The organism is Paenibacillus sp. FSL F4-0097, from assembly GCF_038593125.1.
Taxonomy (GTDB): Bacteria; Bacillota; Bacilli; order Paenibacillales; family Paenibacillaceae; genus Paenibacillus_AQ; species Paenibacillus_AQ odorifer.
In genome coordinates this window covers 791107-811865 of sequence record NZ_CP151965.1, presented here as the reverse complement: position 1 = coordinate 811865, position 20759 = coordinate 791107, and the positions used below count along the sequence as shown (strand labels likewise).

19 protein-coding genes are annotated in these 20759 nt (G+C 43.2%); 1 reads left to right on the top strand and 18 read right to left on the bottom strand.

Going from position 1 to position 20759, the window contains the following annotated elements; genetic code table 11:
* Nucleotides 1-43: 43 nt before the first annotated feature.
* The 14 genes from MHH86_RS03565 to MHH86_RS03500 all read right to left on the bottom strand — a co-directional run bounded on the left by MHH86_RS03565 (nt 44) and on the right by MHH86_RS03500 (nt 15215).
* The gene (locus tag MHH86_RS03565; RefSeq protein ID WP_162164281.1) at nt 44-1030 is read right to left on the bottom strand and encodes an iron ABC transporter permease; all 987 of its coding nucleotides are present in this window, start codon (nt 1028-1030) and stop codon (nt 44-46) included.
* Nucleotides 1030-2070 (bottom strand): iron ABC transporter permease, encoded by a 1041-nt coding sequence (locus tag MHH86_RS03560; RefSeq protein WP_340888498.1) that lies wholly within the window; start codon nt 2068-2070, stop codon nt 1030-1032. The genes MHH86_RS03565 and MHH86_RS03560 overlap by 1 nt, the downstream gene beginning before the upstream one ends.
* 65 nt (nt 2071-2135) lie before the next feature.
* On the bottom strand, nt 2136-2957 hold the full coding sequence (locus MHH86_RS03555) for an alpha/beta hydrolase-fold protein (RefSeq protein ID WP_340888495.1): 822 nt from the start codon (nt 2955-2957) through the stop codon (nt 2136-2138).
* A complete protein-coding gene (locus tag MHH86_RS03550) occupies nt 2954-3970 on the bottom strand; it encodes an ABC transporter substrate-binding protein (RefSeq protein WP_340888493.1) in 1017 nt (338 codons plus the stop codon). Before MHH86_RS03550 ends, MHH86_RS03555 begins: the two co-directional genes overlap by 4 nt.
* Before the next feature lie 112 nt (nt 3971-4082).
* A complete protein-coding gene (locus MHH86_RS03545; protein WP_340888491.1) occupies nt 4083-5195 on the bottom strand; it encodes a helix-turn-helix domain-containing protein in 1113 nt (370 codons plus the stop codon).
* A 213-nt stretch (nt 5196-5408) separates the two neighbouring features.
* Entirely contained in the window at nt 5409-6272 is an 864-nt protein-coding gene (locus MHH86_RS03540; protein WP_076224367.1) for a hypothetical protein, read from the bottom strand.
* A complete protein-coding gene (locus MHH86_RS03535) occupies nt 6265-6843 on the bottom strand; it encodes a sigma-70 family RNA polymerase sigma factor (RefSeq protein WP_081383426.1) in 579 nt (192 codons plus the stop codon). Before MHH86_RS03535 ends, MHH86_RS03540 begins: the two co-directional genes overlap by 8 nt.
* Before the next feature lie 675 nt (nt 6844-7518).
* Nucleotides 7519-9933, bottom strand: a complete 2415-nt coding sequence (locus MHH86_RS03530) for a restriction endonuclease-like protein (protein WP_342479641.1) — start codon at nt 9931-9933, stop codon at nt 7519-7521.
* On the bottom strand, nt 9905-12142 hold the full coding sequence (locus MHH86_RS03525; protein WP_340888486.1) for a DUF3578 domain-containing protein: 2238 nt from the start codon (nt 12140-12142) through the stop codon (nt 9905-9907). The genes MHH86_RS03530 and MHH86_RS03525 overlap by 29 nt, the downstream gene beginning before the upstream one ends.
* A gap of 110 nt (nt 12143-12252) precedes the next feature.
* Entirely contained in the window at nt 12253-12360 is a 108-nt protein-coding gene (locus MHH86_RS03520; protein ID WP_081382388.1) for an NERD domain-containing protein, read from the bottom strand.
* Between the two features lie 181 nt (nt 12361-12541).
* Complete coding sequence (locus tag MHH86_RS03515; RefSeq protein WP_176462595.1) at nt 12542-12691, bottom strand: hypothetical protein; 150 nt, start codon at nt 12689-12691, stop codon at nt 12542-12544.
* Nucleotides 12692-12760: 69 nt separating this feature from the next.
* Nucleotides 12761-13783 carry a restriction endonuclease gene (locus MHH86_RS03510; RefSeq protein WP_076098730.1) on the bottom strand — a complete coding sequence of 341 codons (1023 nt, stop codon included), beginning with the start codon at nt 13781-13783 and terminating at the stop codon, nt 12761-12763.
* Nucleotides 13780-14469: a nuclease-related domain-containing protein gene (locus MHH86_RS03505; protein ID WP_076098731.1), complete on the bottom strand. Its 690-nt coding sequence runs from the start codon at nt 14467-14469 to the stop codon at nt 13780-13782. The genes MHH86_RS03510 and MHH86_RS03505 overlap by 4 nt, the downstream gene beginning before the upstream one ends.
* A gap of 248 nt (nt 14470-14717) precedes the next feature.
* Nucleotides 14718-15215 carry a hypothetical protein gene (locus MHH86_RS03500; protein ID WP_076098732.1) on the bottom strand — a complete coding sequence of 166 codons (498 nt, stop codon included), beginning with the start codon at nt 15213-15215 and terminating at the stop codon, nt 14718-14720.
* Nucleotides 15216-15366: 151 nt separating this feature from the next.
* Between MHH86_RS03500 and MHH86_RS03495 the strand changes: the two genes are divergently transcribed.
* A complete protein-coding gene (locus MHH86_RS03495) occupies nt 15367-15612 on the top strand; it encodes a helix-turn-helix transcriptional regulator (RefSeq protein WP_036684794.1) in 246 nt (81 codons plus the stop codon).
* A 450-nt stretch (nt 15613-16062) separates the two neighbouring features.
* On the opposite strand, the gene scfB is transcribed toward MHH86_RS03495, so the two are convergent.
* The 4 genes from scfB to MHH86_RS03475 all read right to left on the bottom strand — a co-directional run bounded on the left by scfB (nt 16063) and on the right by MHH86_RS03475 (nt 20733).
* On the bottom strand, nt 16063-17457 hold the full coding sequence (gene scfB, locus MHH86_RS03490; protein WP_076098733.1) for a thioether cross-link-forming SCIFF peptide maturase: 1395 nt from the start codon (nt 17455-17457) through the stop codon (nt 16063-16065).
* A gap of 122 nt (nt 17458-17579) precedes the next feature.
* Nucleotides 17580-17729 (bottom strand): six-cysteine ranthipeptide SCIFF, encoded by a 150-nt coding sequence (gene scfA, locus MHH86_RS03485; protein WP_076098734.1) that lies wholly within the window; start codon nt 17727-17729, stop codon nt 17580-17582.
* A 612-nt stretch (nt 17730-18341) separates the two neighbouring features.
* The gene (locus MHH86_RS03480) at nt 18342-19124 is read right to left on the bottom strand and encodes a response regulator (protein WP_076317082.1); all 783 of its coding nucleotides are present in this window, start codon (nt 19122-19124) and stop codon (nt 18342-18344) included.
* Nucleotides 19099-20733: a sensor histidine kinase gene (locus MHH86_RS03475; RefSeq protein ID WP_179088442.1), complete on the bottom strand. Its 1635-nt coding sequence runs from the start codon at nt 20731-20733 to the stop codon at nt 19099-19101. Before MHH86_RS03475 ends, MHH86_RS03480 begins: the two co-directional genes overlap by 26 nt.
* Nucleotides 20734-20759: the final 26 nt, after the last annotated feature.

The window sequence follows — 20759 nt, the reverse complement described above, 5'->3', positions numbered from 1 at the left end:
CATTCTTTTTTATATCCAGCACCAATCGCAAAGTTTTTTTCAATTATTCACTTTTAATCAATAAATATAAAAAGTATGGAGCACCGATTAAAGCCACGATCACTCCTGCTGGTATTTCAGTATTGGCTACCACCATTTTACCAAGCGCATCTGCAATAACAACTAATCCGCCACCGATTAATAAACATGCGGGAATCATTATTTTATGGCCACGAAAGAGTCGTCTAACTAAATGTGGAACTACTAGTCCTACAAATCCAATACTCCCACTAACAGCAACCGCTGGTGCCGCCAATAAGACACTACACACTAAAAACCAAACACGATATTTATTTAGAGATACCCCTAAACTAATGACTACAGGATCGTTAAGCCTTAGTACATCCAATATAAGATGATTCCGAATTAATAAAGGCACAATAAGAAGTAACCAAGGCAGCATAGCATACACGTGACTCCAATTACTATTCCCTATGTTCCCTGCCAGCCACACCTTAATCATCTGATATTGCGAAGGATCTAGTACGAAGGTTAACACAATCATAAATGCACTAATCGCAGCCGCAACAGCAATACCTGTATAAATTAATCGAATGGGAATAATGCCTTGATTGCGATCATAGGAAAGCATAAATAATAGAGCGACAACGATAAATCCACCCAATAAAGCGTACAGTGGCTGAACATAAGTATGTAAGCCGGTTGAGCTATTTTGTAACAGCAAAAATAACATCATGGATAATCCAGCACCAGCATTTATCCCCAATATGCCCGGGTCTGCTAAAGCATTTCGGCTTATGGCTTGCAGCAGCATTCCTGCTATTGCCAACGCGCCACCCACTAGAAAACCCAAGATCATACGTGGAATACGGAACTGAAAAAGTACAAGCTCCTGCCTCGGTGTTCCATTTCCCAATACGGTTTGCCATAACTCTTGTAAGCTTAAGCTGCTTTGACCAGTAGATACACTATATATAAAGCCTAGCAGTAAAATGATTGCTATAATTATAAATTTCCATCTTAGCTTCACTATAGTTCCCGCCTTTCTTTACGTGCCAAATATAGAAAGAACGGAACACCAATAACCGCAATTACAGCACCTACAGGGATTTCATAAGGGGCATTTACGATACGTGCCACTAAATCAGCAAGCACAACAAGGGTGGCTCCCAGAATCGCGGATAATGGAATAATATAACGATAATCCACACCCACTATGTAACGTACCAAATGCGGAGCAATTAAGCCCACAAAGCTTACAGATCCAGCTAAAGCACATGAAATCCCAGCCAACATAAATGCGGATAAAAGCGAGAGATTTTTGATAAGCTTAATATTAACGCCTAACCCTTCCGCTGTCTCATCCCCTACAGATAGTATAGTAATCGACTTTGAAATTACGATGGCAAGTAATAGCGCAAGAAGCATCCACGGCAACATTTGCTGTAAATGAGCCATACTAATGCCACTTAAACCTCCTCCATACCAAAAAGCCACCTGCTGTGCCACTGAAAAAAAGATACTTATTCCTTCACTTAGGGCAGTTAGCATTGCAGAGATGGCAGCACCCGCCAATACAAGCCGAATAGGCGTCATGCCTCGTTTACTTAATAAACCAACACTAAAAACTAAACCCGCTCCCAATCCCGCACCTAGAATACAGAGCCAAAGTGTACCTGTAAATGTAAGCGTCGGCAGGAAAACCATAGCAATAACTAATGTGACCCCTGCCCCAGCATTTAACCCAAGAATCCCCGAATCGGCTAAAGGATTGCGACTAATCCCTTGAATAATCGCTCCACTTACTGCAAATCCAGCGCCCGTTGCCATAGCGGCAAGTACCCGGGGTAAACGAATGGATTGGATCACCTGATGAGTAGAAGCCTTATCATCAAAAGCGATGATCGACATGAATACATCTGCGAAGGGTATTTTTTTTGCGCCAAGGGCCATAGCAAGCACTAATACGCCTATTAATAGGAGGAGCATGAAGATTAGCAATATTAAAAAGGAGAACTTTTTTTCTCCTGCTAGTGATGATTTCTGAACATTTGCGGCCAATGTTTCCAACCCTTTCCCTTCACTTTACAAAAAGAGCCAGCCAAGGGCCAGCTCAGATGCAAACGATATGATTTCTAACTTAAGTCAGAGGATGTGGTAAGCAAAAATTTGACGGCCCGACTAATCGCACCCGAGATTACACTTACATGCTCCTCTTGCTCAAGCAATGCCCAGCTTACTTCAAAGCTTGGAAGGTGTAAGGCCATCATACTGTTACATAAATCCAAGCTATCCTTGACCATATAATCCAGCTCTTCTCCACCGGCAATCATAAGCGTTTTAGGTAACTGACTTAGCGTATTGCTGTGTAAATCAGCTTTAAAACTCTCATACTCCTTTAAAAGTGCGTAATCATTCCACCAGATGGAAGCACTGCTTGCAATATAATGTGAGAACAAGGTGGGTTGTGTAAACAAAGCATGCAGCACAAATAATCCGCCAAAGGAATGACCAAACAATGCTTGCTTCTGCTTATTGATAACGAACCGCTGGGCAATGGCTGGCATTAACTCTTTTTCAAAAAAGGCTAGCAGCTCATCTGCCCCGCCAAATTCAGGCCAAAGCTCCCCGTTGGGACGTTTCGGTAAATTCGCGAGCTCGGCTGGCATGGTTAAATCATAGGTTCGACGCACGGTATCAAATGCCTCACCTCCAGGATAACCAATGCCAACAACCATCGCAGGTGGATAGCCTTTAGGCTTACGTGTTAGCAATCGGGTAATTTCAGCAGCGGTTTCAAAAAGTCCATTGCCGTCAAGAACATAAATGACACCGTAGCCATCTTTTGCAGGCTCATCCAAAGGTTTGGCAATAAAAATTTCATAGTCCTTATGATTAGCTTTACTCGTGATCAGCATCGTTTCATAGTTTGGTTTTACGTACGGTTTGATAATCATGGCAGCAGGAACGCTACAATATCGTCCATCGTCTTTTGATAAGCAATTAATCCACTGGATCTCCAGTGATCGCCATCCACCTCGAACACTTTACCTGCTTGAACTGCCGGCAGCGCCTTCCATAAAGGACTAGCTTTAATGTCTGCCAGGAAGGCATCTCCCAGACCATCATTATCGTTAATGAAAATATAATCCGCGTCTAAATCAGACAGCATCTCCAGCGAAATATCAGCGGACATTTCACCTTCTACAAGAGCACTTTGAGCAAAGCCTAGCTCACTCAGCACATAACCCCCGTAATGGAAGTTACCCACTAAAAAGATTGCACGGGCATTCGCATTAATATAAATTGCTTTTTTACCGGCAGAAACGCTGGCTAACTGTGCTTTAGTTGCTTCCAGCTTTGTATTGTAAGCAGCAATAGCTTCTGTTGCTTTATCCTCTAAACCTAGCAATTTCGCAATCGTTTTTGTGGCTTCCACTACATTGCCGAGTGCATTCTTAAACACGTAAGTTGGAGCAATTTGCGAGTAGTTTTCATAAACACCATTTTGTGCATAAAAAGCAGTGGGGAATATAATTAATTCCGGCTCCAAATCTACTACAGATTCTGGAGAGGGAACACCATTAGCGAAGCTGATTTCTTTTACACCACTTAACGTATCTTGTAGATACTGCTGCGGTCTTTCACCCGTGGACCATTGGGCTACTGGGGTTACACCAAGGGTAACTAAGTAATCCTCTAAACCTGGTGCGTACACCTTTTGCACAGTGCCAGGAATGTTTACTGTATTGCCTACTTGGTCAGTTACTACAAACGCCTCTCTAGCCGCTGCTTCCGTTTCTTGTACAGTTGGTTCATCCGTTGCAGTTGCGCTCGCTTCACTGGTTGTTACTGGAGTATCTGTTGCTTGCTGATTAGCTGTATTATTGCCGCCGCAAGCTGTTAGTAGAATGGATAATAAACCAACCATTACAACATAACTTATTGTTTTTGTATTAAACCCCTTCATGATAGAGCTTCCCTCTTTCCTATATTCTCAATAATAATCATTCTCAGTATTGAGTGTATAAGAGATAGGAAGCATTGACCATGTAACATCTTATGATTAGACATGTACATTTTCAAGGTATCATCATTACTGCAACTTCCTCTAGCATTCGTTTTAAAGCCACAGGAGAGTATTCAAACCAAGGATCGGAGTGAATGACATAGATTTGTTGCTGTTTAATAGCCTCTAACTGTCTAAACCCAGCGTCTCTCTGCAGATGATGCCATGTTGCGCGTGATTCATCATCGGGGCATATAATCGTAAACAGCTTATCTACCTTCAATTCACTTAACTCATCAAAAGTAATCTCGGCATTATATAGAACAGGCTGCTCATAACCAGATTCCGCTCCCAAATCCTGAAACAAAAGATGCTGAATGCCTGTATTACAATAAGCAAAAACTTGTTGCTGATAGATACGTATAACTAGAATTTTAGGTGGATTTGTGATCCACCCTAACTCGCGACGAACGTCTTCCAATCTTGCCCTATACTGCGTGATCCACTGTTTCGCTTCTTCTTGTTTATTTAATCGGGCAGCAAGTTCAGTTAACGCTATTAAGCAATCTTGTTTATCATCCAGCCAATAGATTGGAAAATGATCCTCTATCTGTTTTACCAGCTCTGACGACAGATCTTTTGGAGAAATAAGAAGATCAATTGGCAAATGCAATAGCTCATTTGGGCTGCAATAATTTTTGTTTTGGGTCAAGATTACCTTATGCTCGATTTCTTGCGACCACAAATTATAGTAGTACGGTGTCCATTTTGCACTTAAGGGTGCAGCAAAAGGGACCACTCCTGCCGCATGTAGATATCCCATCATATTCCCAGTTACAACACCGATATTTGATTTTTGTTGGCTGGAATACATCGTTGGGGAGATCCCTTCAACCTTTTTGAACACTCGGCTAAAATAAAACTCATCACTATATCCAACCGCTTCTGCTATAAACTTCAAGCGAACGTCTTGTTTCTGCAATAATTGTTTAGCCTTTTGAATCCGCAGCTGAGTAACATACTCCATTGGACTTTGTATATATTCCTGTTTAAACGCCGAGGAAAAATAACTGGAACTAAGTCCAGAAAGATTAGCTAAATGTGCTAAAGACAAGTGCTTCGTGAAATTCTCTTCTATATATCTTCTAACTTCAGTTAAATCTGTCTTCTGCGATTGTTTTTGCATTCTGTCACCTCTTTACTGCTTATATAAATGCACTTAACTCTTTATTCATTCATCAATTGATAATCATTATCAATTATACTTTTGTTTTTGGGGGGTGGCAATGGTTGGGGAACGTTCTATAAAAGTGTGCTCAAAAAAGAAGACGCTCAGGGGACTAATCCCCTCGCGTCTTCTGTGTGTAACTATAGGCTGCTGCTGCCCGGAGTAAGTCTTTTATTTTGAATCTACAGCCGGAGCCGGAGCCGGAGCCGGAGCTGCAACTGCTGCGCCATTCTTTTGCGAGTTCTCCTTCACTTGACCTTGCTCTAAAGGCTGAACAGGAGCACCAATGTTAAAGCTATCAATGATTTTCCCTAGTGTAGCTTGGTCAAAGTCTACTTGGGAATACAACTCTACTGTATAGCCATCCTCTTCCCAAATCACAATTCCATTTGCATAATAAACCTTAGTCCCGTTAATTACTTCTGTCTTCACTTCTTCCGTAGTGCTGATCCCATTGTCCCCGCCCTTGGAGATTAGAAAATTCACAGCATTCTCACCGGAATTATACTGCACTTCAACCATGCTGGTCCCCTGAAGAACACAATTCACAAACTCATAGTCTCCCATCCAATCGGGTGCCGGGAAGTTCATGCCAAGTGCTGCACGTGCTTCATCTAGACTCAACTTAGCTGCAACCGGCAATTCAATGACCGCATTCTCCCCACCTTGGGCATCTTCAGATGGAGTCATTGACTGTGTTGCCGATGGGATTTCCTTATCGTATTGTGTGATTTCGAGATTTCCCACTTCAAACTTTGCCATGATCGACTGGAACATATCCTGTGCATAGGAGGTTGCAGAGAATGCTCCACCCAGACAAATTACTGCACTGCCAATCACTATTGCATTTCTCCAGCTGTTTTTTTTCATCGTTATCCCGTCCTTTATCTCTGATTGGGGGCTAAGAGCCCCATGGTCCAATTTGTATATCAAGCGGTTATAGATTCTTTCTTTGGCGGTAGTGCTGTCCTGTTCGGCATTCTCAAGCCGTTCTATGGTCTTGCTGAATTTGGTGAGATCATCTTTCTTATTCATTTTTGAACCCTCCTGCCTTTAAGGAAATATGCAGTTTTTTCAAGCTTCTATATACTACGACACCGATATTGGACTCACTAACTCCCATGATCTGTGCAATTTCGGAATTTTTCAGCCCAGCCCCATATTTCATTGCAATGATATTGCGTTCTTTCTCACGCAGCTTGGAGAGCGCCTTGAATAGTGCCTGATTATTATCCTCACGGATCGCCAGCTCCTCAGGAGACGGCTTGGGAAATATAAGCTCCAGCAACGAATCCAGTGAGGTATAGCTTCTTTTCTTCTGCGCCCGAAAGTAATCCGTCACAGCATTTCTTACAATGGCAAACAGCCACACCTCAAAATTCGATTTTTCTTGTGAAAAACTATAATACTTACACATCACAGTCTCAAACACCTGACTGCATATGTCCTCTGCCGCGTGGTGGTTATTAATCCGATAACAGATATATTTGTAAACACGTTGGTAGTACGTATCATACATCCGGGTAAATTCCTCTTTGGACATGATAGCTTCACGTGATCTTTCGGTATTCATGTAACGCTCCACTTTACCCTGAATAACCTCCATCTCCACCCTCCTTCCACCTCACCTTCATCGAAAAGCTAAACAAATTGCGCAATTTGTTGTGAAGAAACTTACATATGTTAATACGGAAAAACGGGCGGAGCATTAACAAAATGTTTTGATAATTGTGGATAGTGAGTAAAAAACGCGGAAGCCAGCGGCTTTTTTCAACATTCATTCAATAGAAGATACAGCAACTTCGAACCCAATTTGTGGGATAAGGGGAAATCTATTATGAACAAGGTCAGCTGATGTTTCGGCGAGCTTATAGGCAAGTGGACGAAACAATGGCGGTAAAAGAGTGTTATCCGCGAAAGCGTTGATACTAGAATTGCGAGGTGGATATAGGGAGGTAAAAAAGGGGAGAATCTCTGCGTTACAATTAATTTCATAATTTATGTACTTCAATTGTTCAAATGAAATTCTCTTTCATTTCATTTATAATTTTCACAGCACTAATCTTCCAATTTAATCTGTCACGAACCAAAAAAACAATAATTCACCGGAGTATACCTCTTTTAGCACATTTTGCGAATTATACACCATCACTTCAAAACCAGAAGCTAGCACGAATACTTAAAGTATTCGTGCTAGCTACACTATAGCCAATTCCACTTACGTATGATTCAGCTTGAGTTCGATGATGTTTTCGTTCACCTTACTACATTTTCACTAACCTTAAATATTCCGAACTTCAACAACCTTCCCTAAGTCCACATACTGCTCATGATCCAACTTCACCTTCACTCTGCCCTTTCGGCGCTTCTCACGCCATTCACGAAGATCTCCCTCCGTTTCTAAGCGAAGCTCCGCGATTTCCAAGGCACGATCCAGAATATATTTACTCGTATAGAGCACCGTTTGTATTCTTTGACCACCTAGCATGATAGGAGACGTAATTGCTTTCCATTCCTCAACCGTAAATCGTACATACAGATCTTCTTCAGTACCCGGGCGACAAGGAACCTCTTTAATCTCATTACGCCGCAGCACCTTCCAATCCGCTACTTTCCCTACCCAGTGAATCCCCGTTTTTACAGGATCAATGAACTTTTTGCGGGATTGGCACATCGCTACGTATTCAATTTGCGTTAGGATCTTCTGATTTGCAAGATTCCTTAACGGCATGTGATAAAAAGCTTTCTGCAGCGCCACTTCCACTTGTTCGGGTCCCCGGACAGAACCAACAAGCACATTTTTGCCCGCAAGCTGGTTGGCATAGTATTCTTTCGTGCCGCGCGGACGAGTCGAGCGTTCATAAGCTTTTTCCGGACTATCCTGAATAATCTCATCCAAGAATCGCTCCATCAGGCTTGTAGAATTCGGTAGGAATGGCAAAGCGCCAATATTCAATAGCTCGATGCTTTTGTAGAATTGGTGGGTCTTATATCGCTCCTCATCCGGGTAGGGGAATAACACATAGGCGCCAAACATGCTTCGCTCATATTCTCCCGATCCCTTCTCCTGATACACAATGGCATCCCGATAACGGTGCATGGTGTTGATGTCATCCTCTTCAGGACCAGGCTGCCTATAAGTGCGGTGATAGGAAGTCCCTTCATAAGCCGGATTTAAGCGATATTTCGCATCAAAAACATACTTATACTCTTTGATTTTGCCAGCATCCTTCTTCTTCAGTGTCAGCACATTATCCGGACGCTGGCTGAGCGTCGGGGTCCTATCCGAGCTAGGAATCGCATTATAATACAGGATGAACTGCTCTCCGTTAACTGGATTCTCGTACACCATCTTAGCGCTCTGTGAGCGGTCAAGTGTAACAAAAATACCGTTCCGATTCACCTTAATAATATCCTGCTTCACCAGTTTGTACTTCTGCCCCAGGAGCTGATTCAACTTGAGGAAGCACCAGTATTCATAGAGCTGCGCGACATCCTTCATAGACAGGCGCAGCAGATCGCCTTGGATCGACAGGCCTTTGAGCAGCATGAGATAACAGCGATAGACTTCGCGGTATCCAGGGGCCATCTGCAGCACCAGTGTAACGGACATCTGCCTCAGTACTCCAACCTCACGTAAAAAGTCCATCTTGAGCACCCGCTCTAGTTGAGTGAGCATGGTGTCTAACCTTTTTATAAGTAATGGATCTGGGGTTCGGTTTTTAATCTTCCAGCGACCCTTGAGCTCTTTCAGCTTTCCATGAATGCGTTCCAGCATCCAGCGGATGAACCTATTCTCATTAGTATCATAGGCGAGACGTCTTCGTGTCTCCATTAAATGTGTGGCTGTGTAATTTCGGCTGCCGATGGTCAAGAATCCATGGTTCATGTCTTCTCTTAATCGTTCGGGATGCTTCGCGAGCTCGCGGATGTTCTCTCTTCCTGCCTCTTTGACCCGATTAGCATCCACTAGTCGGCGGTCCTGGAGCAGAGCGTAATGGGGATTCTTGTTAATCCGCTCAACCGCATCCAGAAGCTGTCTAAATACATGCTGAAGTATGGTAAAAAACTCCGTCAAGCTCTGATGCTGCGTCTCCCGCAAGCCTGTTAGTTGGTAGGTTTTGCGCAAAAAATCAAAAGCCAAATTATAAATCTGCTCATTCACTTCATTTAAAATATTCTGGTAATCCAGCTTGTAATCCATTTTTGAGGGAAAGATCTCCATCTCTACCCGCAGCAAAGCCTGTCCTGAACTACGGATCTCCCATTCCGTCAAACCGACCTCATTCCCAAAGTTCAGCACACCCGCAAGAATAGACTCACCTAGGGGCTTAATTGCCTGCCGAAGCAGCACATTTTCATGATAAAAAGATAGGTTAGCAGCGGTCTTCTTCTGAATCACCAGCTCATACGACTGTGTCTCATAAAAACAAGGAAAAACAGACTCCCCCGGCTGCCAGTCCACCATTCCGTGGACTTCAGGGGAAAACACTTTAATCTGAACCTTACCAAGCCGTTCGGAGCAAACAAGCCCAAGCTGCGCATTCACCCACTCCTGACTAGAAGAACGATGAAGCTGCAAGGTCTCCACCGTAGGATGATAAGGCCGTCCTTGCAGAAAAAGCGTAAAAAGCTCCGTTTCTACACGGAGCAATTCTACCGCCTGATTAAGAGAGCCAGTATGAGGTGAATCCATCTTCCTCCAGCCTCCTAAGCATAAAAGCCAATTTACGCGCACTTTGTGGATGTTTGGCCGTAGGGGGAGTTTGTCCAGCAGCCCATCTCATATACAGCGGAGTAGCATCATCCATAAAAGCTGGGAAGTCTACTGTAACACCAGATCTGGTACTCAGAGCCTCTTTCATCAAGTTCAACAATACCCGGCGAACCGATGAATGGCTCCCTTGAATGCGCGGCAGTATCTTTTGCAGCAGTTGCCAGTCAAAAGCTTCTTCCTCACTCATCAGCTTGTACCGTTCGTTATAGATCATATAGAAGCAAATCGCATCGCGTACCCGGAAACCTACATGAGCAAGGACATCCTCAAGCAGAGCATTGATCTTAACCAATCTCTCTGTCGTCCGAACAACTAGCTCCTTGTTGGCATCATAGGCATCCACTAGCTGCAAATAATCGGAGCGCAGAAAAAGATGATTCAGTTCGGCAAGATCAGCGGGATCATCCGTCTCTACCTGCACACCCAAATCCGGATACTGCTGCAGATTAATATAATTGAATTCTATTGTATTGGCTCGATCCAGTACCTTTTTGCTAAAAGGATGTGTCGTTTCGTCCATATTCACAGTCCCGATTAAGAACACATTCTCCGGGATACCGAGGCTGCCAAACTTCACTTGATCCTCAGGCGTATCCAGCATGGTAGAAGATATGAGATCCTGTGTCTGGATCTTCCCCTCCTGCCAGTCCTGCGTTTCCAGCACACTTAACAGGTCACTGAAATAATGCTCTACCCGCGCCAGGTTCATCTCATCCATACAGATAAAATATGGCTTATGTCCATTCTCCGGCTTCCGCGCCTCTACTAATACTTCCGTAAGCGGACCCAGTTTGAACCTGCCCGAAAGATCCTTGTACCCCAGCAGATCCGCAGGATCACTCCAATCCGGCCGCACTGGGATCAAGGTAAACTGGCCGTTATTTCCCGTTGCACCAAGAGCCTCAGCAAACAGCTTCACCAACCGAGTCTTTCCCGTGCCCGATATGCCTGCCAGAATGACAAAAGGCTTAGTCTTTAGTGAGAGGTAAAAGTTTTCAATAAGGTGCTCAGGGAAGAAGAAACCTTTGCGGCGGATGTGGGATTGGATTTGGTGGAGGATACCTGTTACTTGTTCATCCTGTAAGGGCGCCGCTTCTTGCGTCACTACTTCCACTTCCTCATTATCAGCTACATTACCTGTAGAAGTCACAGTGTCCACATATAGACGGTAATCTTCCATCACATTCTCGAGATCTTGGATTAGTTGCTCGTCATTCGGAACGGCTCCTCTTTCATACTTGATGTAAGCGATAGTAGACACCTGATAATCTTGACCTAGACCACTATCTACCAGGTGTATATTATCATCCTTATTCATATGGTTCAGTGAAAGGAGCCCTTGTATGTCTTGTGTTCGAGATCGCAGATAGGCATAACCTTCTCTACGCCCCTTCTCTTGAATAGGCGCCGTCACTCCTTGATTAAAAGTAAGATAGACAGCACTCATATCCTCAGCAAACAGATACACAACATACTCCCCACGCTGAGTCGTTTCCGTGATCCGCTTATCCAGTATTGCAAGCCAAGGAACTGTTGCCCAATTCCCTTGACCAACAGAACCTTGAATTTTATATTGATCATCTAAGAATGGTAACGCTTTGAGCTCAGAAGGAAGTGTCTGACGAAATAACGTACCTAGTGCATGACTTGCAAAGGTTTCTTTTTTGGCAGAAGTGTACTCCGCCATGATCTTCTCCAGATAACCTTGCAAAGAGAAATGCTGCAAAGCGCCGTTATAAGAACCCAGTTCGTTATAGGCCAGACTTTCCAATTGCAAAAGCCCCTCTTCCCCTAGCTGGCTTCGAAGCTGGCTATGAAATCCTATGGTGTTATCTTCCGAGTTCACAAACAAAATATGCGAGAGCGCATTAACTGGACTGTTAATAATATCTTTAAGCTGGCTTTTAGGTGCATCCTTCCATAGCTCCCGTCCTGGTGGCTGATCCACCCGATTTCCTCTTTCCTGTTCAGCTATAAAGTATTCAAGAAACCGATCCTTAACGTGATCGAACGAAACGCGCTCCAGATTGGTTGCTCTCAGCTCTTCAATTAAGGATAGGATGAGGACCATTTTGTATGATTTTTGCTTACGCTTGAAAATCTGCGTGACTGATTCCGGTAATGGCATGTTGACCTCCAAGACTAGTTAACGATTTCTAGTAGTCATATTTTTTTACATGAAGTTTGCGAATCTTTGAGTCTGTAATATTTGCTTGGCTCAGTTGGTCATAGATCGATTCAACCTGTAATTGAGGCCTTAATATAGCCATAGTTTTGCTTTAGTGGATTATACATCTTGTAACGGTTACCCACTAACCATTGTTGATCCGTCCGCTTACCTTTAATTTCTCCATTGTAGTTTTTCGTCTTTCAATGACAAATAAGCAATACGTAGTCATCTGGATTTACAATATATTTGGTAATTCGACAATATGGGAATGTATTCCTTCCAATCATGCATATAAGAAAAAGGACTGTCGCATGGACAGCCCCAACATATAGTTAACGTATACCTTGTAATTCCGTCTTAATCCGAGAGAACAGAAGGAGCAAATGCATTAGCAAGCTGCATGCCATCCTTAAGTCCCTGTAGATATAAAAGTTCATAAACAACAGATTGCTTTAAAGAAACTTTATCCTCCCAATTTTCAAACTCTGGCTTACGTGCAATATCCATGGAGACAAATAACGCTTAGAAGGCCTTGCTCTTCTTCAAAAGAATGTCTATATAGAAAAACATTCAAATTTATAACGGCCAATATATTTTTCTTAACGGTATTAATGTCCGTGTCTCTGAATCAAATTGATCATAGTATTGTGTTACTAACTCCGCGAGCAGATCCAAGTCTATTAACGATAAAGGAATATTCGATCTTTCCGCTTCATATTTTGCTTCCTTTGTGAATCCACCACTAGATACATAAATCCCCCGATCTCCTACTCTTAATCCTCCGGTAAAACTACGTATTTGATTAGATCCCATACTGCCAGAACGGTGCTTTACTTCCACTATAATTCTGGGTTCTTCAAGCCCTAGACCATCTGGGGATGCAAAAATATCTCTTCCCCGGTCCGGCCCTTTGGGTGATATTCGTGTCTTGTAGCCCATTCCTCTAAGGATGCCCGCAACAAGTTCCTGCATTTGCTCCCAGTCTAACTTAGCAATCTTATCTTTGATAAATTCATTGGACTTCTCAATGACGTCTTCCTTAATTAGCTCTAATTCTTCGGCTTCTTCCTCCGTCTCAGCTTGCACAGACTCTATGGGTTGACTTGGTTGATTACCATCGGTCTGTCCGATTACCATTTGTTTGAGCAATTCCTTCTGAACATCATTCGGGATAGATATAATAGTCATTATGGAACCAAGCGTATTCCGGGCGCTTGCCGTCAAAACATCTCTAGATACAGTCCCCTCCCAATCTATTCTGCGAATATGAGGCTTATCCGTAATATAATTTGGCTTAAATTCATAATTCGACTTGATTCTTCCTATGTAATAGAGTCGCTCTTCAGGATTATATGTGATTACTTGGTCGTCTATTTTAAATTCACTTACAAAACGAAAAATCTGACCAGCAGTAATATTGATCTTACCCTCTTTATATCCAGGATACCGTACCTTCAAAAGCCTCTTCATCTCTTGCAGTGTATTTACCCCACCGATATCTCCCAATGGAGCCCAACCAATCGCTACAGCTTGCTTATCTTTAAATTCATTAATAAGATATGCCCTTTCTCCTGCTCGAACAAGCCACATACTTTTCATAGTGGACCTCCCTTTATTCTCTGTACATGAAGTTTGCGAATCTCGGAATCGGTAACATTAGCCTGAGCCAAACGATCATATATAGTTTGGACCTGCGCCGCAGAAATAGGAGGTTCAGGGGTTCCCGTTTTTAAACTAATCAACTTCCTAGAGATAAACTCACTTAGTTCCACATCATAGACAACCAGTTCGTCCGAGTGGATTTTCCGAAGATCCGGATCAATACTGAATCGACATCTCATAGTGAATGAAATCATAGAGATAAATTTCACTGCAGCTATACCTTGTATCAGGCTCTCGATGGCCTTGATATGTCCATAGTTTTGCTTCAGCGGATTATACATCTTGTAACGGTTGCTCACTGACCATTGTTGATCCGTTCGCCCACCTTTAATTTTCCCATTGTAGTTTTTCGTCTCAATGACAAATAAGCAATACGGGGAAATAACGATATGATCAATCTGGGTGTAACCTGTTCGAGACTTGGGATTAGGGAGCATTAGATCGCTTAACGATTTACACTCCTTAGGTAACTGGTCGAGTTGAATATTGATTTTATGCTCACCTAACTCTCCAATTCGTGTGGAAGCAACCTTCGGTTTCGACTTGGGAGTTTGTGCCTTACGCACTGCCTGTGGTGGCTTAGTGTCGGATTTTTTAAAGAGAGACAATAGCGCTTTAAACATAGCAAAACCTCGTCTGATATAGATTTACAATATGTATGGTTATTCGACAATATGGGAAGATATCCCTTTATTCAAATCATGAATGAAGGTCTGCCCTCTTTTTAGATGAACAGCATCTAAAAAAACAAAAATTCCAAATATATATATAGAAAAAAAGACTGTCGCATTGACAGTCCGAAGATAAGATATGCATATATCCCCTTTGGTTCCGATACCTATGTGCTTCTCCGCTACCCGCAGGACATGTCTTAGTCCGAGAGAACTGAAGGGGCAGTAAAGGCATTTGCAAGCTGCATGCCATCCTTTAGTCCTTGAAGATATAGACGTTCATAAAGAACAGCTTGCTTCGATTGAAGCTTATCCTCCCAATGCTCAAACTCTGGCATACGTGCAATGTCCATGGAGTCAAACAACGTTTGAAAAGCTTTGCGCTCTTCTTCAAAAACATGCCTAGGCTCGGATTGATGTTCAATCAGTGCGGTCACCTCATCCACTCGACCTTGAATCGTCTGTAAAAACCATGCAGGAAAGCTCAACATATCCCCTCCAAGATAGAAACTCAAACGAAATGACGCTGCATGTCCGTTTTTTTCTTGGTACATCCGATTAATCAGTTCGTCAACCTTACGACTCTGGGCCTGAACCGCTTCATTGCTGCTTAACGGAATTCCCTGCTCCAGTGATTGCTGTCCGAGTTCATTCAGCTTGCGCTTTTCCTCCTCATATTTGCACATCAGATGTTGCATTGCACCCCCACCTTCCGGGAAAAGCTATATCTGTAGACGATGTATGGAAATTTTAATGCGTTTATCGGTTTATCTTATTTTAATTCGATATCCGCATTAAAACAATACTTACCTCGCATACAATTTAGTTAAATTGTGAGGTGACACCAAAATGAGGCATCGCAAAGAGCCCCCGGGTGACAAAAATATCATTGGAACCCGAGTTGTAGCTATTCGAAAAGCTAAGCGAATGAAGCAAAAGGATTTCCTTGCCAGGTTGCAAACCTTCGGTTTAGACATCAGTCCAACCAGTTTATCGCGATTGGAAGGTCAATATAGACTTGTGCAGGATTATGAGGTGGTTGCCATTGCGAAAGCATTGGAGGTTTCTGTTGGAGAGTTGTTGGGGGAAGGTTAGTGAAGTGATAGTGGGAGATAACTCTCTGTTTTTGGAATAGATCGTTATTTTCATTTAAATAGATACTACATAGATCTGCAAATTTTTTATGCAAAATCCCTGAAGGGATTTATTATTCAGATATAGACACGTACCTACGACGTCCAATAAAATGGAGGCCTGAGGCAATATCTGACCCCCAGATTTTATCCTTCGGTCCGCTTTCAGGTGTCATTCATCGTGCTATGTAGACATCAAATAATACATAGCTAGAACAACGATATACCAACCTATCGCGTGGAATTCATTCTATAGATTCAAATTAAAAGACAATCAGTGATCTGCCCTTTGCAGAAACTGATAGTCTCTCTTGTCTTACAGTCCTTCTTCTCCGTACAAAAAAACCGAGAAATAACACCTTATTTTGAAGTGTCTATTTCTCGGTTATAGTTTATTCGTCCGTTACGTTAACTAGCTAGATTGCCCTTCCATCGCTCTAATAGATTCATCAACCTTCACCATCATGGAACATTCGACTCTTTTGCGGAAGACGTCACAGCTGAAGTCATAGGTTCCGACCAGGGAACCTGTCGCGTGCAGCGCATTGGCAGGACAACCGCCGCTGCAGTAGAGTTTAGCCCAGCAGTCCTTGCATTCCGGCTTCGAGTAGCAGTTGCTCTCTTGGAATTGACATTGCAGCTCTGGCTTTGTGATGCCATCCCAGAGGTTTCCCATGCTGTACTCTTCATCCCCTACGAACTGGTGGCAAGGAAAAAGCTCTCCCCAAGGGGTGACAGCAAGATATTCGGTTCCTGAACCACAGCCCGTGATTCTTTTCTGGATGCAAGGTCCTTCCGAGAGGTCAAGCATGTAATGATAAAAGGTAAATCCCTTGCCTTGCTCACCACGCCCGATCATTTCCTTCGCGAGAATTTCGTACTGGTTATATATCTCCGGGAGGTCCTCCTCGGTAAGTGCATAGGGTTCCCTTGGATCACAGATGACCGGTTCCATCGAGATTTTGTCAAAACCAAGGTCTGCGATATGAAATATATCATTGGTGAAATCAACATTGTTACGGGTATAGGTTCCTCGTACATAGTACTCTTGGTCCCCGCGCTTACGAACGAATTCCTTGAACTTCGGAAGAATATGATCGTAGCTGCCTTTTCCGTTAACCGTTTGGCGAAGCCGGTCATGAACCTCTTTTCTTCCATCCAGGCTTAATACGACATTGTACATTTCCTGATTTAAAAACTCGGTGACCTCATCGTTCAGCAGCATCCCGTTCGTCGTGAAGGTGAAGCGGAACTTCTTTTTGTATTCTTGTTCTTTGCTTCTTGCATAAGCTACGATCTGTTTAACCACTTTCCAGGCCAAGAGCGGTTCCCCGCCGAAAAAGTCGATGTCCAGGTTTCGATGATGACCCGAATTTTCAAGCAGGTAATCGATAGCTTTTTGTCCAACCTCATAGCTCATGATTGCCCTATCTCCGTTGTATTTCCCTTGGCTAGCGAAGCAATAGTCGCATGACAAATTACAGGTATGCGCAACATTGAGGCAGAGTGCCTTAACATAAGTTTTTCGTTTTTTTAAATCAAGCGAGAGGTTCTCATACTCATCTTTTGTAAAAAGCTGACCATCATTTTTAAGCGCCTCGATATCCGCGATGGTTTCTCGAATGTCGCTCTCGGAAATGCTTGAATCATCTTTATATTTCTCCAACAGCGTTGTCACGATTTTTTCGGCAGAGGTTTTCTCATAATCCGCTATAATTTCATATGCTAGGTCATCAACAACATGCACCGAGCCACTGTAGGTATCGAGCACGATATTGTATCCGTTTAGTTTATATTGATGAATCATACTTACTAATCAAGCTCCTTTTGCACACAAGTAGAAACGGCCTTGCCATCCTTTAGGGATAGTATCCATTTCTTAAAAATAGCCGCCCATCAGCAGAGCAATGGGCGGTAAAATTCCGAATCCTATCTGTTCATTGCATTTTCACACTTCTGGTTTGCAACGCCGCAGGAAGTTTTGCAAGCGGACTGGCAAGAGGTCTGGCATGCGCCGCATCCGCCGTGTTTTGCGGTATCCATCAGTTTGCGGGTGCTTAGTGTTACGATTCTTTTCACGATAAATAACTCCTTCTTTAATTTCTTGTGATCACTTTCACTTAATTTCCATGGAACATCGTAGCAACCTCACGTAAGTACGTCTATGATGCCCGTCACCTAACAGAGTAGAGAGGCATTAAACATATAAACAAAGTAGCATCAATGCTAATTCCCGTTCAGTCTTTCATGCTTGTGATCGTAGGATGCCGTAGCGGGAACCAGAGTCAGAGCAATACTAAAAAAGTGAAACAAAAAAGAGACGGCAATGATGCCATCTCCTTTAACAACATTTTTTCTCATAGTTGTCCGTAAAGTCCAATAAATATAAGGATCTCATAGCACTGTATCCTTCCTTACCAGTAGAGCGACACTCTCCACATGCGTGGGTAGACAGTGTGAACAAACTTATATGAGGAGCCCTAAGACACTTCCGGACATTTTATCTGCTCTTGAATATTCAATGAATTTATTTATTTTTATAATGTACTACGCCTTAGTTCATAAAAATATTGCACAATCGGATGCTTTAACTTCATCTTCTCGCTCATGTTTAAAATCCAACCGTTTTGATAGAAGGCGACTCCGAGCATAGCATCTATGGCATGCTGCAGAGGGACGAGAATAGCCCTCCTACCCATAACCGAACGGATGCTTTTTGTACTCTAAGGGGCTTGAGCCGACTCTATTTTTAAACACACGACTAAAATAGTACTGGCTCTTATACCCTACCTTCACGGCCAGATCCCCGATTTTGATATTCGGCATTACGTCATCCAGAATCTCCTTCGCCTTCGATATCCGAAGCTCGGTGACATAGTCAAGGAATGAAGCACCGATTTCTTGCTTCATTCGCTTGCTAAGATAGGTTTGGTTGATATGAAATAGCGCTGCTACTCGAGTAATAGACAGCTCCGGATCCTGATAATGACTGTCAATATACTCGGTCACTTTTTGGATAAGCACTGTTCCATCCCCTGTATACCCGGGAAGCTCCTGCTCTTTATCCACCCTGCCTTCATGTGAATGCAAAGGATATTTTGCCTGAAGATGCTCATCGATCCGATGAAGCAGCTTGTTCAGATCACTCTTCGGCACAGGTTTCAATACATAATCGAATGCTTGCAGTTGCACGGCTTGACGCGCATATTCAAAGTTATCGTACCCGCTGATGATGACAACCAGAACCGACGGGCAGCGTTCGCGCAATATATTCATCAGATCGAGCCCATTCATATTCGGCATGTTGATGTCCACAAGACATACATGTGGTGGGGCTTCCTCCACCATATTCAATGCTTCGTTTGCACTTTTCGCTTCTCCTGCAACCTCAAAAAGATACGGACTCTCCTCAATGTATTGTCGCAAGCCTTTGCGAATGATCGTTTCATCATCGACGATGACAATCTTCCACATCTTCATTCCACTCCCCGTCCAAAGGTATTCGAATGACCATAACGGTAATGCCATCTTCGCTCTTCACTGCAAGGCCATATGGCACTCCGTAAGCTAGTCGAATGCGATGGTTTACACTGTATAGCCCAAAGCCTGTGGCAGAACGATCATATGTATCATCAAGAAGGGCTTGATTCATCTGTTCAAGCTTCTCTTCGGGAATCATAACCCCATTATTTTCAACCTTAATGACCAAATAATCGGCCTGTTTATATGCTGTAATCGAAATTTTGCACTTTTGATCCCCAAGTGGCTTAATCCCGTGATAAATCGCATTTTCCACCAAAGGCTGCAGCATGAAGCGAACGACTTGGCACTGAGCAAGCTTTTCATCATATCGAAGCTCGTAGTCCAGAATCTCCTCATATCGCACACCTTGAATATGAAGATAACTCTCGACATGATACAACTCCTGATCAAGCAGAATGTAGGGACTGCCTGTGCCAAGCCCTAATCGGAAATACGCGCTAAGCGCTTCCACCATCTCCACCACATTGTCTGCTCCATGTTCCGTTGCCATCCACTGGATCGTATCCAATGTGTTGTATAAAAAGTGCGGCTTGATCTGCTCATGAATCAGTCTGAGTTCCATCTCCTTTCGGTCCTGCTCCACAGCGTATAATTGAACAAGCATGTCATTGAAGCTTCGTCCAAGATCGCCGATCTCATCCGAGCGCGTAACATCTGCTCGTATGGTTTGGTTGCCGTTCTGCACATTTTCCATTACCTGGCGAAGCGACTGAATTGGACGAATAATGGAAGAAGCAAGCAGCACCAGAAAGACGATAAACGCACTACCGATAAGAACACCTACCAGCAATGCAGTCCGCTGGGTTTTGATCACCGCTAACGATAGACTTGAATTCGGTACTTTGAGTACTAACTTCCAGCCTTCCACATTTTGAATTGGAGCCTCAAATACACTCATGTTCTTCTTATCTGCTGCCTCCTCCGCTCCATCTTCTTCACCCAGCTCTCTGCAATCGACGATAAGCTGGCCTGACTGGTCATATAGCATTACATCTTGAGCAATCTCCCTCATCTTCTTGACGGAGACGGCTGCGGCAATATAAGCTACCTCATCATTCACCGATGGATTCACGCGATAAAGAATGACGACGATTTCGGCTGCATTCGCTTTGGATACGATCGGATTGCTCACCACATAATTGGTATCTGAATTCAGCAGTTTTCGATAGTAGGGTCGGTTTAGTATCGAAAAAGGCTTGTCCTTTGCTGACCAGGAATTTCCGTGAATATCCACCACTCGTATGGATTCGTACTCTACTTGCTTCTTCGCCTCGAACTTATCGATCTCTTGCAGCAATTCATCTCGTGTCCAATGATGGTCCGAAGCTAGAGAAGCAAGCATGTCTATCTCACCGATGCGCTGATTAAACCAATAATCGATCTGGTCGCTGCGTGCATTAACCACTTGCTGCGTTAAATTCTTATTCAAAGGGACAACCGTATGGTTCATCTCCAAATATATTGTTACAAGCAATGCAATAAACAGCAGCAAGAAGCAGCTTCCTGCGATTAATGTAATTTTTAAGTGAATTGATTTCATTGTAATCATAGCCCTTCACAATATCC